The organism is Pseudomonas sp. TE6283 (assembly GCF_054060555.1).
The window spans coordinates 48,286-62,353 of record NZ_JBSSDH010000008.1 but is presented as its reverse complement, the minus strand read 5'-3'; the positions used below and the strand labels follow the sequence as shown (position 1 = coordinate 62,353).

Sequence of the window (14,068 nt, the reverse complement as noted above, 5' to 3'; positions counted from 1 at the left end):
GAATCCGGGGCTGCAAGGCAGCCCCGGCGATTTTCAGGCCTCCTGCATGAACTGCTGCCGATACTGGTTCGGCGATAGCTCCGTATGCTGGCGGAACAACCGTGCGAAGAAGCTCGCGTCGTCGTACCCCACCTCATAGCTGATGGTCTTGATGCTCTTGCGCGTGCTCGACAGCAGGCCCTTGGCCGTCTCGATCCGTAGCCGCTGCAGGTAGTGCAGGGGCTTGTCGCCGGTGGCGCTCTGGAAGCGGCGCATGAAGTTGCGGATGCTCATGCCGTGGTTGCGGGCCACGTCCTCGAAGCGGAACTTGTCGGCGAAGTGCTCCTCGAGCCAGTGCTGGATCTGCAGGATTATCAGGTCCTGGTGCAGCTTCTGGCCGCCGAAGCCCATGCGCCCCGGGGTGTAGCTGCGCTGCACCTCGTAGAGGATGTCGCGGGCCACGGCGCGGGCCACGTTGGCGCCGCAGAAACGCTCGATCAGGTAGATGTACAGGTCGCAGGCCGAGGTGGTGCCGCCGGCGCAGTACAGGTTGTCGGCGTCGGTCAGGTGCTTGTCCTGGTTCAGGCGGATCTTCGGGAAGCGCTCGGCGAAGCTGGCGAAGAAGCGCCAGTAGGTGGTCGCCTCCTTGCCATCGAGCAGCCCGGATTCGGCCAGCCAGAACACGCCGCTGGCCTCGGCGCACAGCACCGCGCCGCGGGCATGCTGCTCGCGCAGCCAGGGCAGGACCTGGGGGTAACGTTGCAGCAGGTTGTCGAAGTCGTCCCAGAAGGCCGGCAGGATGATCACGTCGGCGTCGTTCAGGCCGCTGTCGACCGGCAGTTGCACGTTGCTGAAGCTGTCCACGGGCAAGCCGTCCGGGCTCACCAGGCCGATCTCGAACATCGGTTGCAGGCCCAGCCCCAGCTGCTTGCTGTAGCGCAGGCTGGCCAGGTGGAAGAAATCCTTGGCCTGCATCAGTGTCGAAGCGAACACTTTGTCCACGGCCAGGATGCTGACGCGCCGCAAGGACGCGGAGGGTTGGGTAAACATCATTGTCATTGTTCTTATAGGGTAGAGTGGTCAATCACCGGCTGGATCGTCTTATTTTTTGGCGATTGTGTCTACCCCGCCAAAGTACGATCTCTCTCGCCGGGGCAAGCCCGCTCCCACGCATCCACGCCGGGCTTGCCTGGTGACTCGGTAGCCGCTCAAGGCGCCGGGTTCGGCTGCTCCTGATGCACCGCCTCGATCGCTGCCAGCAGCTCATCGCCCAGGTTCAGCGCCTGGCTGTCGATATTGCTGCGCAACTGATCGAGGCTGGTGGCGCCGATGATGTTGCTGGTCACGAACGGCTGGCGCGTCACGAACGCCAGCGCCATCTGCGCCGGGTCCAGGCCGTGCTCGCGGGCCAGTTGCACGTAGCGGCCGCAGGCGGCCACGGTCTGCGGGTTGGAGTAGCGGGCGAAGCGGCTGAACAGGGTGAGGCGGGCGTTCGCCGGGCGGTTGCCATTTTCGTACTTGCCCGAGAGCATGCCGAAGGCCAGCGGTGAATAGGCCAGCAGACCGCATTGCTCGCGGATCGCCACCTCTGCCAGGCCCACCTCGAAGCTGCGATTGAGCAGGTTGTAGGGGTTCTGGATCGACACCGCCCGCGGCCAGCCGCGGGTCTCGGCCAGGTGCAGGAACTTCAGGGTACCCCATGGGGTTTCGTTGGACAGGCCGACATGGCGGATCTTGCCGGCGCGGACCTGCTCGTCGAGTACCTCCAGGGTTTCCTCCAGCGGGGTGAAGATGTCCTGGGGCAGGTGCTGGTAACCGAGTTTGCCGAAGAAGTTGGTGCTGCGTTCGGGCCAGTGCAGCTGGTACAGGTCGATGCGGTCGGTCTGCAGGCGCTTGAGACTCTCGTCCAGGGCGGCGACGATGTGCTGGCGATTGTGTTTGAGCTGGCCGTCGCGGATGTGGCTGATACCGTTGCCGGGGCCGGCGACCTTGCTGGCCAGGATCCAGTCGTCGCGGTCGCCGTTGGCGGCGAACCAGTTGCCGATGATGCGCTCGGTGGCGGCGTAGGTTTCCGGGCGCGGTGGCACCGGGTACATCTCGGCGGTGTCGATGAAGTTGATGCCCCGTGCCTTGGCCAGGGCGATCTGGGCGAAGGCTTGGTCCTGGGTGTTCTGCTCGCCCCAGGTCATGGTGCCCAGGCACAGGGCGCTGACGTTGAGGTCGGTACGGCCGAGCTTGCGGTATTCCATCGGGAAGACGCTCCATGGCAAAGAGGCCCATAAAAGCAGGTTGAAATTTTTCCTGCAATCTGGATAATTCGGCCCCTCTCCGTGTGGCGGAAGTGATGCACCACCATGCAGGGGAACCCTTGTCGAACATTGGCGTGCCCGACCCGAGCCCCCAAAAGCGTCAGCGTTCGGCTGCGCGCTTGCCCTTGGCAAGTTGTGCACTATCCAGTAAGATTCGCCGTCTATTTTTCGCTGGGCGGCCTCTGAGGCTTTAGAGAATGAAAACTTTTACTGCTAAACCGGAAACAGTAAAGCGCGAGTGGTTCGTAGTCGACGCCGCTGGTCAGACCCTGGGTCGTCTGGCTACCGAAATCGCTAGCCGCCTGCGTGGCAAGCACAAGCCAGAATACACCCCTCACGTTGACACCGGCGACTACATCGTCGTCATCAACGCCGAGCAAATCCGTGTGACTGGTGCCAAGTCTTCCGACAAGATGTACTACTCCCACTCCGGCTTCCCGGGCGGTATCAAGGAAATCAACTTCGAGAAGTTGATCGCCAAGGCCCCTGAGCGTGTTATCGAAACCGCGGTCAAAGGCATGCTGCCGAAGAACCCGCTGGGTCGCGACATGTACCGCAAGCTGAAAGTGTACGCGGGTGCAGCTCACCCACACACTGCTCAGCAGCCTCAAGAACTGAAGATCTAACGGGATAGTTCATTATGTCGGCGACTCAAAACTACGGCACTGGCCGTCGCAAGACCGCAACCGCACGTGTATTCCTGCGTCCGGGCACTGGCAACATTTCCATCAACAACCGTTCTCTGGACGTGTTCTTCGGCCGCGAAACCGCTCGCATGGTTGTTCGCCAGCCGCTGGAACTGACCGAGACCGTTGAGAAGTTCGACATCTACGTCACCGTTTCCGGTGGTGGTGTCAGCGGTCAAGCCGGTGCAATCCGCCACGGCATCACCCGCGCCCTGATGGAATACGACGAAACCCTGCGTGGCGCCCTGCGTCGTGCTGGCTACGTCACCCGCGACGCTCGTGAAGTCGAGCGTAAGAAAGTGGGTCTGCGTAAAGCGCGTAAGCGTCCTCAGTACTCCAAGCGTTAATACCGCTTCGGCAGTCGAAAAAAGCCCGGTTCCTTTTTGGAACCGGGCTTTTTTTATGTCTTGAACTAACCTCTCTGTCAGTCCGTGGCCGTTTGTCGCATAGACACAGATCAAGCAAAGCGAGGGTTGTAGCCCGACGAGCGGGTAATCACCTTGTCAGCGTGTGGATTTGTTCCTTACCATTGCGGCCAATTTTTAGTGCCACAGACATACCTAAGTAGATGCCTGTTAGAGCAGGCCAAGCAAGCTGATGGGAGAGGACTGAATGAGCAATGACGGCGTCAACGCAGGCCGGCGCCGCTTCCTCGTAGCCGCGACATCCGTGGTCGGGGCAGCGGGGGCAGTGGGGGCTGCGGTACCGTTCGTGGGGTCATGGTTTCCCAGTGCCAAGGCGAAAGCCGCAGGGGCACCGGTGAAGGTCAATATCGCCAAGGTCGAGCCCGGCCAGCAGATGGTGGCCGAGTGGCGCGGTCAACCTGTATTCATCGTGCGGCGAACGGAAGAGATCCTCGGCAATCTGAAAAAGATCACCGGTGAGCTGTCCGACCCCGAGTCCAAGGCGTCGGTGCAGCCGACCTACGTCGATCCGCAAGTTCGCTCGATCAAGCCCGAGATCCTCATCCTGGTCGGCCTGTGCACCCACCTGGGTTGCTCGCCGACGTTCCGTCCTGAAGTCGCTCCCGCCGACCTCGGCCCGAAGTGGGTCGGTGGCTATTTTTGCCCGTGCCACGGCTCGCACTATGACCTGGCTGGCCGGGTCTACAAGTCCCAGCCTGCCCCTCTCAACCTGCCAGTGCCACCGCACTCGTACGAGTCGGACGAAATCATCGTCATCGGCGTCGATCAGGAGAACGCATGATGAGCAAGTTCATGGAGTGGATCGATGCGCGCTTCCCCGCGACGAAGATGTGGGAAGACCATCTGAGCAAGTATTACGCGCCCAAGAACTTCAACTTCCTGTACTTCTTCGGCTCCCTGGCACTGCTGGTGCTGGTCAACCAGATCGTTACCGGCGTGTGGCTGACCATGAGTTTCACCCCCTCGGCGGAAGAGGCCTTCGCCTCGGTCGAGTACATCATGCGCGACGTCGAGTACGGCTGGATCCTGCGCTACCTGCACTCCACCGGCGCCTCGGCGTTCTTCATCGTGGTCTACCTGCACATGTTCCGCGGGCTGCTTTATGGCTCCTACCAGAAGCCACGCGAGCTGGTCTGGCTGTTCGGCATGCTGATCTACCTGGCGCTGATGGCCGAGGCGTTCATGGGCTACCTGCTGCCATGGGGCCAGATGTCCTATTGGGGCGCCCAGGTGATCATCTCGCTGTTCGGCGCGATCCCGGTCATCGGTGATGACCTGACCCAGTGGATTCGTGGTGACTACCTGATCTCCGGCATCACCCTGAACCGCTTCTTCGCCCTGCATGTGGTGGCCCTGCCGATCGTGATCCTCGGCCTGGTGGTGCTGCACATCCTGGCGCTGCACGAAGTGGGGTCGAACAACCCCGATGGCGTGGACATCAAGAAGAAAAAGGACGAGAACGGCATCCCGCTGGATGGCATCCCGTTCCACCCTTACTACACCGTCAAGGATATCGTCGGCGTGGTGGTGTTCCTCTTCGTGTTCTGCGCGGTGGTGTTCTTCTTCCCGGAAATGGGTGGCTATTTCCTGGAAAAACCGAACTTCGAGCAGGCCAACGCCTTCAAGACCCCTGAGCACATCGCGCCGGTGTGGTACTTCACGCCGTTCTACGCGATCCTCCGTGCGGTACCCGACAAGCTGTTCGGGGTCATCGCCATGGGTGCGGCGATCGCCGTGCTGTTCGTGTTGCCCTGGCTCGACCGCAGTCCGGTGCGCTCCATGCGCTACAAAGGCTGGCTGAGCAAGATCTTCCTGCTGGTGTTCTGCGTGGCCTTCATCATCCTTGGTGTACTGGGCGTGCTGGCGCCGACACCAGGGCGTACCTTGCTGTCGCAGGTGTGCACGGTGCTGTATTTCGCGTACTTCCTGCTGATGCCGTTCTACACAAGGCTCGAGAAGACCAAACCGGTTCCGGAAAGGGTGACTGGCTGATGAAAAAGTTTATTGCAGTATGCTTGCTGGCACTGATGCCTGGCCTTTCCTTCGCCGCCGAGCATGGCCTGGAGCTGGACAAGGTCGATATCGACCTGACCGACAAGGCCGCGATGCAGGATGGCGCGCGTACTTTCGCCAACTATTGCATGGGGTGCCACAGCGCCAAGTTCCAGCGGTACGAGCGAGTCGCCGACGACCTGGGGATCCCGCATGAGGTGATGCTCGAGAACCTGGTGTTCACCGGCGCCAAGATCGGCGACCACATGAAGATCGGCATGCAGCCCAGCGATGCCAAGACCTGGTTCGGCGCCGCGCCGCCCGACCTGACCCTGGTCGCCCGGGTGCGTGGCAGCGACTGGCTGTACACCTACCTGCGCAGCTTCTACGAGGACAAGACGCGGCCATACGGGGTGAACAACAAGGTCTTCCCCAACGTCGGCATGCCCAACGTGCTGGTGGGCCTGCAGGGCAACCAGGTGATCGGTTGCAAGCAGGTGCAGACCGAGGTCGATGGCAAGAAGCAGTTCGACCCGCTGACCGGCAGCCCGCTGACCCATGAGGCGTGCGACCAGCTGACCGTGGAGGAGAAATCCGGTACCCTGACAGCCGAGCAGTTCGACGAGAAGGTCAAGAACCTGGTGACCTTCCTGGCCTATTCGGCCAACCCGGTCAAACTGGAAAGCCAGCGCATCGGTACCTACGTGTTGCTGTACCTGGCTTTCTTCTTCGTGTTCGCCTACTTGCTCAAGCGCGAATACTGGAAGGACGTGCACTGATCACGCAGTAGTTTCTGGTAGTTGAACGCGCCCGGGGGGCTCCAGCGATAGTGCTGGGGCGCCCCGGGCGCGTTTTCATTTAAGTTTTACAAGCATCCCGTGCGAGGAGGCGCTACATGGGCGCAACCAACAGGTTAGCCTGCTATTCCGACCCCGCTGATCATTACTCTCATCGGGTCCGCCTGGTGCTTGCGGAGAAAGGCGTCACGGTGCAGATCATCGATGTCGACGCCAATCGCCTGCCGCCCAAGCTGATTGAAGTGAACCCTTATGGCAGCTTGCCGACCCTGGTCGATCGCGACCTGGCGTTGTACGAATCGACCGTGGTGATGGAGTACCTCGAGGAGCGTTACCCGCATCCGCCGCTGATGCCGGTCTACCCGGTAGCTCGGGGCAACAGCCGCCTGCTGATGCACCGCATCCAGCGTGACTGGTGCGCCCTGGCCGACACCGTGCTCGATGCGCGCAGCAGCGAGGCGGCACGCACCCAGGCGCGCAAGGAGCTGCGCGAGAGCCTGACCGGCGTGGCCCCGCTGTTCGGCGAGATGCCCTGCTTCATGAGCGAGGAGCAAAGCCTGGTCGATTGCTGTCTACTGCCCATTCTCTGGCGTTTGCCGGTGATGGGTATCGAGTTGCCGCGGCAGGCCAAGCCGCTGCTGGATTACATGGAGCGACAGTTCGCCCGCGAGCCTTTCCAGGCGAGCCTGTCCGCTGCCGAACGTGAAATGCGCAAGGTTTAAGAGGAACCGTTGATGAACTCCAGTCGCCCCTATCTGGTTCGTGCGCTGTACGAGTGGATCGTCGACAACGATTGCACGCCACATATGCTGGTCAATGCCGAGTATCCGGCGGTCCAGGTGCCCCAGGGTTTCGCCAGCGATGGCCAGATCGTCCTGAACATCTCTCCCAGTGCCGTGCGCAGCCTGCACATGGATAACGAGGCGGTGAGTTTCGAAGGCCGTTTCGGCGGCGTTGCGCACTCGCTCTTCGTGCCGGTCGGCGCCATCCTCGGGATCTATGCCCGGGAGAACGGCCAGGGCATGGTCTTCGAACTGGAGCCGCCGTTCGAGGATGAGGATGACCATGAAGATGAAGGCGTCGAGCCGGATGATGATGGGCCGCCCGAGCCGCCACGCCCCACTGGCCGTCCGAGCCTGAAGGTGGTCAAGTAGGCGTAGGGCAGTCAGGCCGGGCAGGTTCGGCACCGCTGAAGATGTTTCGACGCCGATTGACTTATCGTAAGCAATTTCAGAAGCTCACGACTTGCAGCCGCAGGCTGCTTCCAGGCCTGAGGCCGAAGTAACTTGGCCAGGGGCGGGCGACCGCCTCTGGCTCGAAATGGCCATGCGGCCGAGCAATGCAGCGACACACCGGTCGACCCAGGACGGGCGACCCAACAACAAAAACAAGAGAAGTCATCGACATGGATGTGAGATGTGATCAGCTCAAGGCGCTGACGGGCACCCTGTGCCTGGCGTTCGCCACCGGACTGCCGTTGCCTGCTGTGGCGGCCTATCAGGAAACCGGTCGCCTGGGCGACCCTGCCAGCTGGCGGTCGGCCGAGTACCAGCAGGACTGGGGCCTGGAGCGCATGCAGGCGAGTCAGGCCTATGCCGCCGGCATCACCGGCGCCGGCGTCAGCATTGGCGCCCTGGACTCGGGATTCGATGCCGCCCACCCCGAAGCCAACCCCCTGCGTTTTCACGCCGTTACCGCCACCGGCCAGTACCTGGATGGCACTCCGTTCAGTGTGTCCGGCGGGCTCAATGGCGCCAACGACAGCCATGGCACCCATGTCACCGGCACCATGGGCGCGGCCCGTGATGGCGCTGGCATGCATGGCGTGGCCTTCAATGCCCAGGTCTACGTGGGCAACACCAACCACGACGACAAGTTTCTGTTCGGTCCCGGCCCTGACCCCAAGTATTTCAAGGCGGTCTACGATGCCCTGATGGACGCCGGTGTTCGGGCCATCAACAACAGCTGGGGCAGCCAGCCCAAGGATGTCAGCTACCAGACCCTGGACGGCTTGCGCGCGGCCTACGCTCAGCATTTCCAGCAGGACACCTGGCTCGACGCCGCCGGCGACGTGGCGCGTCGGGGGGTGATCAACGTATTCAGCGCCGGCAACAGCGGCTATGCCAATGCCAGCGTGCGCTCGGCGCTGCCGTACTTCCAGCCGGAGCTGGAAGGCCACTGGCTGGCGGTGTCGGGCCTGGACAAGAACAACCAGCAGAAATACAACCAGTGCGGCATCGCCAAGTACTGGTGCCTGGCGACCCCGGGCGCGGCGATCAGCAGTACCGTGCCCGGTGGCGGCTACGCCACCTACAACGGCACCTCGATGGCCGCACCTCATGCCACAGGGGCCTTGGCCCTGGTCATGGAGCGCTATCCCTACCTGAACAACCAGCAGGCCCTGCAAGTGCTGCTGACCACCTCGCGCCAGCTCGACGGCTCGCCGACCCAGGGACCCAGCGAGCGGGTGGGTTGGGGCGTTCCGGACCTGGGCCGGGCGTTGCACGGACCCGGGCAGTTGCTGGGTGAATTCGACGTCAACCTGGGGCGCGGGCAGGGCGATAGCTGGAGCAACGGCATCTCCGACCAGGCCTTGGTGCAGCGTCAAATCGAGGACGCCGCGGAACGCCAGGCCTGGCAGCAGACCCTCAAGGATCGCGGCTGGGAGCATGGCCTGGCAGCGGGCGCCAGCCAGCAGGATCGCAGTGACTATGCCTTGGGCATGGCCCGCGACGCGGCTGCCGCGCAGCGAGTCTACCAGGGCAGCCTGGTCAAGTCCGGGGCTGGCTGGCTCGAGCTCACGGGGGACAGCAGCTACCGCGGCCCGACCCGCGTCGAGGGCGGCTTGCTGGCGGTCAACGGCAGCCTGCAATCGGCGGTGACGGTCAATGCGGGCGGTACCCTGGGCGGCAACGGGCGGGTCGGTGCCCTGACCGCCAGCGCCGGGGGCGTGGTGGCCCCGGGTAACTCCATCGGCACCTTGAGTGTCGCTGGCAACCTGGACTTGCAGCCGGGCTCGACCTACCGGGTGGAACTGTCGCCCACGGCCAGCGACCGCCTCGTCGTTGCTGGTCAGGCCAGTGTCGGCGGCGCCAATCTCAGCCTGCAGTCCCAGGCGCGGCCCAACCTGTTGACCAGCGGCCCGGTGTCCAGCCTGGTGGGGCGCCAGTTCGACATCCTGCAGGCCGCAGGTGGCGTCAACGGGCGCTTCGCCCAGGTCGAGCCCGACTACCTGTTCCTGGGGACTTTCCTCGATTATTCGGCCAACGGCGTGCAACTGGACGTGACGCGCAGCGCCACGACGTTCGCCAGTGTCGGTGTCACGGCCAACCAGCGCGCCAGCGGCGGTGCCGTGGAGCGGCTGGGGCCGGGCAATCCCGTGTATGAAAGCCTGCTGCTTTCGACCTCGGCGGACCAGGCCCGGGACGGCCTGCGTCAGCTGGCCGGGGAGATCTACCCGGCGCTGGACTCGATGCTGCTCAGCCAGGGCTCGGTCTTGCGCGATGCCCTGGGTGAGCGAGTGCAAGGTCGCGCACTGATTACCAATGCCCCTGGAAAGGGTGACAGCGAGTCGGGTGCGACCCAGCTCTGGCTCAAGGGCCTGGGCAGTTGGGGGCGCATCGAGGGCGTGCAAGGCACCGAGTCCTATACCAGTTCCCTGGGCGGCGTGCTGCTGGGCGTGGACCATGACCTTGACGAGCAGACCCGGGCCGGCCTGGGCGCAGGCTACAGCGACAGTTCCCTGGGCATGGGCGGCAGCCACTCCCGGGCCACGGTCGACAGCTACCACCTGGGCGCCTATGCCCGCCATGACCTGGACCAGTTGCGCCTGAGCCTGGGCGCCAGCCACAGCTGGCACCGTGCCGAAGTCCGGCGCGACCTGGCCTATGGCGAGGTGTCTGGCCGCCAGCGCGCACGGATCGATGCCCGCAGCCAGCAGGTGTTCGCCGAGGCGGCCTATCGCCTGGCGTTGCCGGCGGTACAGCTGGAGCCTTTCGCCAACCTGACCTACCAGCACCTGGAGCGCGACGGCTTCCATGAGAAAGGCAGTGCTGCGGCGCTGCATGCCGGTGACGAGCAGCGCGACGCCTGGCTCGGCACCTTGGGCCTGCGTGGGCGCCAGCAATGGCAACTGGGCCCGCAGCAGGACCTGCAACTGGCGGCAAGCCTGGGCTGGCAGCATCGCCTGAACGGCACCCAGGATCGTGAGCACCTGGCTTTCGCCGGCAGCGACCTGCCGTTCCGGGCGGAGACTGCGCCGGCCTTGCGCGATGCCGCGCTGGTGGGGCTGCAGGCACGGTTGGGACTGACCCGCGACCTGGACCTGAGCCTGGACTACCAGGGGCGCCTGGCCAGTCGCGAGCAACAGCATGGCGCAGGGCTCAACCTGCAATGGCGGTTCTGAAGCGCCCTGGCGTGATACGGGCCAGGCGTTGCAACACGGAGTGTGACCAACGCGGTACTAAACCAAAACAAAACTAAGGAAGGTTGTAGTGAAGCACGTCAGAAAGGATGACAGCGCACTCGCGCAGGGCTGGGCCCTGGCCCCACTGGGGCGGGCATTGGTGGGTTGGGCGGCGCTGATGGGCACGGCCCAGGCCGCGCCCTACGTGGAGAGTGGGCGCCTCGGCGATGCCGGCAGCTGGCGCAGCAGCGAGTTCAAGGCCGACTGGGGGCTGGGGGCGATCCACGCCGACAGCGCCTATGCCGCCGGCTACAGCGGCAAGGGGGTGAAGCTGGGGATCTTCGACCAGCCGGTATATGCCCCGCACCCCGAGTTCGCCGGCAAGGACAAGATCGTGACCCTGGTCACCAGCGGCATTCGCCAGTACACCGACCCCTACATTCCGGTGAAGGCCGGCGATGCGTTCCGCTATGACGGCAGCCCGTCGGTGGGCTCGGACGGCAAGCTCGGCTCCCACGGTACCCACGTCGGCGGGATCGCCGCCGGCAACCGTGATGGCGAGTCGATGCACGGCGTGGCCTATGATGCGCAGATCATCAGTGCCGACAACGGCGACCCCGGCCCCGAGGATGGCATCGTCCTGGGCAATGATGGCGCGGTGTACAAGGCCGGCTGGGACAGCCTGGTGGCCAGCGGCGCGCGGATCATCAACAACAGCTGGGGCATCGGTATCACCGATCGCTTCGCCAAGGGCGGGCGCAACCCGGACTTCCCGCATTTCACCGTGGACGATGCCCGCGCACAGTTCGCGCAGATCCAGCCGCTGCTGGGCACCTTGCCTGGCGGTGCCTACGACGGGGCCATCGCCGCTGCCCGCAGCGGAGTCCTGACGATCTTCGCCGCCGGCAACGACTACAACCTGAACAACCCCGACGCGATTGCCGGCCTGGGCTATTTCGTTCCGGACATCGCCCCGAACTGGATGACCGTGGCGGCGTTGCAGCAGAACCCCGACACCAGCAGCGCCAACCCGTACCTGGCCAGCACGTTCTCTTCCCGCTGCGGCTATACCGCGAGCTTCTGCGTCTCGGCTCCCGGTACCCGGATCTACAGCGCGGTGATCGGCGGCACCAGTCTGGAGGACCTGACCCAGGGCTACGCCAACAAGAACGGCACGTCCATGGCCGCGCCCCATGCCGCCGGCGCGGCGGCGGTGCTGATGGAGCGCTTCCCCTACATGAGCGGCGCACAGATCGCCAGCGTGCTGCGCACTACCGCCACCGACATGGGCGCGCCCGGCATCGATGCCTTGTACGGCTGGGGCATGATCAACCTGGACAAGGGGATCCGCGGTCCGGGCATGTTGGTCACCGAGCAGGACATCCCCGAGGAGTTCCGCATCGCCGGCGGCTACGGCCCGAGCCAGTTCGTGGTCGATCTGCCGGGTGTCGGCGCCGTGGTCGATGCCGGCAGGCCGACCCAGCGACTCTGCAACGGGCTTAGCTGCGTGCTGGACCTGTGGAGCAACGATATCTCCGGCCATGGCGGCCTGACCAAGCAGGGTATCGGTACCCTGGTGCTCAGCGGCAACAACACCTACGCAGGTCCAACCCTGGTCAACCAGGGGCGGCTGGCGGTCAATGGCTCGCTGCAATCGACGGTGACGGTCAATGACGGCGGCATGCTGGGCGGCAATGGCCGGATCGGCGCGCTGGTGGTCAACCGTGGTGGCGTGGTGGCGCCAGGCAACTCCATCGGCACCCTGCGCGTGGGCTCCGACGTCACCTTCCAACCGGGCTCGACCTATGCCGTGGAGCTTGATGCTACTGGCAGCGACCGCCTGGTCAGCGATGGCACGGTTTCTGTGAGCGGTGCGAACCTGGCCCTGGATCTGCAGAATCCCGGGGTTTCGCTGCAGTCCCAGCCGGCAACCAGCCTGGTGGGACGTCAGTTCGACATCCTGCAGGCCGCTGGCGGCGTGCAGGGCGGTTTTGCCGCTGTGCAGTCCAACCTGCTGTTCCTTGGCGGTGGCCTGACCTACACCGGCACCGGGGTGCAGCTGGCGGTGCAACGCAGCGCCAGCTTCGCCAGTGTCGGCCTGACCGCCAACCAGCGTTCGGTGGCCGCGGCCGCCGACCGGCTCGGCGCGGGCAATCCGGTCTACGAGAGCCTGCTGTTGTCGGCTGATGCCGGCAGCGCCCGGCAGGCGTTCGATCAACTGTCCGGTGAAATACACCCGGCGGTGGGCAATCTGCTGCTCAACGACAGTCGCCAGTTGCGCGACGCCGTGGGCGAGCGTACCCGCCAGCAGGGTGTCGCCGCCGCGCCGGCCATCGACGGCCAGGGCAACGGCCTGTGGGTCAAGGCCCTGGGGGCCTGGGGCAAGGCCGACGGTGATTCTGGCCATGCGCGCTACAGCAGTTCGATCGGCGGCATGCTGCTGGGTGTCGACGGGCAGTTGAGCGAGGACACCCGCCTTGGCGTCTTCACCGGCTACAGCGACAGCTCGCTGAGCATGGGCGATGGTCGTCATTCCTCGGCCAGCGTCGACAGCTACCACTTGGGTGCCTATGCCGGCAAGGAGCTGGAGCAGGTGCGCCTGAGCCTGGGCGGCAGCCACAGCTGGCATCGCATCGAGACCAAGCGCGAGCTGCAATACAACGAGGTCAGCGATCGCCAGAAGAGCAAGCGTGATGCGCAGAGCACCCAGGTGTTCGGCGAGGCCGCCTGGAAGGTCGCGGTGCCGGGCATGGCGCTGGAGCCGTTCGCCAACCTGGCCTATGTGCATATTGCCAGCGACAGCTTCAAGGAGCATGGCGGCGCCGCCGCGCTCAAGGGCGGACAGGATAATCGCGATGCCTGGCTCTCGACCCTGGGCATGCGCGCCGGCAAGCAGTTGCAATTGTCCGGCGGCCAGACGGTGGAGCTTTCCGCCACCCTGGGTTGGCAGCACAACCTGAGTTCCACCGGGTCCGACCAGCACCTGGCCTTTGCCGGCCAGGGCGATGCCTACAAGGTCCAGGCGCTGTCCCTGGACCGTGATGCGGCGGTGATCGGCGCACGGGCGGGGATCAGCCTGGGGCGTCAGGCCCGGGTCAACCTCGACTACAACGGATTGCTGGGTAGCCGCGACAAGAGCCACGGGGTGGGCTTGAGCCTGGACTGGGCGTTCTGAGGCCCTGAAAAGCAAAACGCCCGATGCTGAGCATCGGGCGTTTTGCTTGACCTGCCTGAACCGCCATTTCGCAATTACAGGTCCTTGATGCTCTGCACCTGGTCCTTGTTGATGCGGGTCGGCTTGCCGTCCAGTTGCTTGAACTCGTAGAAGCCGGAGTTGCGGTCGAAGTGCGGAGTGTCGGTGGTCTGCAGTTCGCGACCATCGTTGAGGGTGATCACGCTCGGGGTGGAGCAGCCGGCCAAGGTGGCGAAGGCGCCGATCAGCAGGGCGGGCAGCAGCAGCTTTTTCATGGAGTAC

General features: G+C 64.4%; 12 protein-coding genes. 9 read left to right on the top strand and 3 right to left on the bottom strand.

Going from position 1 to position 14,068, the window contains the following annotated elements; genetic code table 11:
- Window positions 1–33: 33 nt before the first annotated feature.
- Together ACVWZ5_RS13160 and ACVWZ5_RS13155 are read right to left on the bottom strand one after the other, a co-directional pair.
- Window positions 34–930 (bottom strand): GlxA family transcriptional regulator, encoded by an 897-nt coding sequence (locus tag ACVWZ5_RS13160; protein WP_167388431.1) that lies wholly within the window; start codon window positions 928–930, stop codon window positions 34–36.
- Between the two features lie 257 nt (window positions 931–1,187).
- Complete coding sequence (locus tag ACVWZ5_RS13155) at window positions 1,188–2,228, bottom strand: NADP(H)-dependent aldo-keto reductase (RefSeq protein WP_062575080.1); 1,041 nt, start codon at window positions 2,226–2,228, stop codon at window positions 1,188–1,190.
- 257 nt (window positions 2,229–2,485) lie between these two features.
- On the opposite strand from ACVWZ5_RS13155, the gene rplM reads away from it, so the two are divergent.
- The 9 genes from rplM (at window position 2,486) to ACVWZ5_RS13110 (ending at window position 13,768) form a co-directional block, all read left to right on the top strand.
- Window positions 2,486–2,914: a 50S ribosomal protein L13 gene (gene rplM / locus ACVWZ5_RS13150; protein ID WP_008097538.1), complete on the top strand. Its 429-nt coding sequence runs from the start codon at window positions 2,486–2,488 to the stop codon at window positions 2,912–2,914.
- A 14-nt stretch (window positions 2,915–2,928) separates the two neighbouring features.
- Window positions 2,929–3,321, top strand: coding sequence for a 30S ribosomal protein S9 (rpsI, locus tag ACVWZ5_RS13145; RefSeq protein WP_003260797.1), 393 nt, complete (start codon window positions 2,929–2,931; stop codon window positions 3,319–3,321).
- A gap of 265 nt (window positions 3,322–3,586) precedes the next feature.
- A complete protein-coding gene (gene petA, locus ACVWZ5_RS13140; RefSeq protein ID WP_023628711.1) occupies window positions 3,587–4,180 on the top strand; it encodes a ubiquinol-cytochrome c reductase iron-sulfur subunit in 594 nt (197 codons plus the stop codon).
- A complete protein-coding gene (locus tag ACVWZ5_RS13135; protein ID WP_028689760.1) occupies window positions 4,180–5,391 on the top strand; it encodes a cytochrome b in 1,212 nt (403 codons plus the stop codon). Before petA ends, ACVWZ5_RS13135 begins: the two co-directional genes overlap by 1 nt.
- Window positions 5,391–6,170, top strand: coding sequence for a cytochrome c1 (locus ACVWZ5_RS13130; protein WP_028689759.1), 780 nt, complete (start codon window positions 5,391–5,393; stop codon window positions 6,168–6,170). The genes ACVWZ5_RS13135 and ACVWZ5_RS13130 overlap by 1 nt, the downstream gene beginning before the upstream one ends.
- A gap of 116 nt (window positions 6,171–6,286) precedes the next feature.
- Window positions 6,287–6,910 carry a glutathione S-transferase N-terminal domain-containing protein gene (locus tag ACVWZ5_RS13125; RefSeq protein WP_062575079.1) on the top strand — a complete coding sequence of 208 codons (624 nt, stop codon included), beginning with the start codon at window positions 6,287–6,289 and terminating at the stop codon, window positions 6,908–6,910.
- A gap of 12 nt (window positions 6,911–6,922) precedes the next feature.
- Complete coding sequence (locus ACVWZ5_RS13120) at window positions 6,923–7,342, top strand: ClpXP protease specificity-enhancing factor (RefSeq protein WP_028689757.1); 420 nt, start codon at window positions 6,923–6,925, stop codon at window positions 7,340–7,342.
- Between the two features lie 251 nt (window positions 7,343–7,593).
- Window positions 7,594–10,593: an autotransporter serine peptidase EprS gene (eprS, locus tag ACVWZ5_RS13115; protein WP_457340667.1), complete on the top strand. Its 3,000-nt coding sequence runs from the start codon at window positions 7,594–7,596 to the stop codon at window positions 10,591–10,593.
- Between the two features lie 178 nt (window positions 10,594–10,771).
- Complete coding sequence (locus tag ACVWZ5_RS13110; protein ID WP_457340690.1) at window positions 10,772–13,768, top strand: autotransporter outer membrane beta-barrel domain-containing protein; 2,997 nt, start codon at window positions 10,772–10,774, stop codon at window positions 13,766–13,768.
- Window positions 13,769–13,842: 74 nt separating this feature from the next.
- Here the strand turns inward: ACVWZ5_RS13110 and ACVWZ5_RS13105 are convergent, their stop codons facing one another.
- Window positions 13,843–14,061: a YgdI/YgdR family lipoprotein gene (locus ACVWZ5_RS13105; protein WP_028689754.1), complete on the bottom strand. Its 219-nt coding sequence runs from the start codon at window positions 14,059–14,061 to the stop codon at window positions 13,843–13,845.
- Between the last annotated feature and the right edge of the window lie 7 nt (window positions 14,062–14,068).

Bases quoted from the DNA above. Each gene is read 5' to 3' on its own strand.
- ACVWZ5_RS13155 (WP_062575080.1), bottom strand. From the start codon at position 2,228: ATGGAATACCGCAAGCTCGGCCGTACCGACCTCAACGTCAGCGCCCTG.
- rplM (WP_008097538.1), top strand. From the start codon at position 2,486: ATGAAAACTTTTACTGCTAAACCGGAAACAGTAAAGCGCGAGTGGTTC.
- rpsI (WP_003260797.1), top strand. From the start codon at position 2,929: ATGTCGGCGACTCAAAACTACGGCACTGGCCGTCGCAAGACCGCAACC.
- petA (WP_023628711.1), top strand. From the start codon at position 3,587: ATGAGCAATGACGGCGTCAACGCAGGCCGGCGCCGCTTCCTCGTAGCC.
- ACVWZ5_RS13135 (WP_028689760.1), top strand. From the start codon at position 4,180: ATGAGCAAGTTCATGGAGTGGATCGATGCGCGCTTCCCCGCGACGAAG.
- ACVWZ5_RS13130 (WP_028689759.1), top strand. From the start codon at position 5,391: ATGAAAAAGTTTATTGCAGTATGCTTGCTGGCACTGATGCCTGGCCTT.
- ACVWZ5_RS13125 (WP_062575079.1), top strand. From the start codon at position 6,287: ATGGGCGCAACCAACAGGTTAGCCTGCTATTCCGACCCCGCTGATCAT.
- ACVWZ5_RS13120 (WP_028689757.1), top strand. From the start codon at position 6,923: ATGAACTCCAGTCGCCCCTATCTGGTTCGTGCGCTGTACGAGTGGATC.
- eprS (WP_457340667.1), top strand. From the start codon at position 7,594: ATGGATGTGAGATGTGATCAGCTCAAGGCGCTGACGGGCACCCTGTGC.
- ACVWZ5_RS13110 (WP_457340690.1), top strand. From the start codon at position 10,772: ATGGGCACGGCCCAGGCCGCGCCCTACGTGGAGAGTGGGCGCCTCGGC.
- ACVWZ5_RS13105 (WP_028689754.1), bottom strand. From the start codon at position 14,061: ATGAAAAAGCTGCTGCTGCCCGCCCTGCTGATCGGCGCCTTCGCCACC.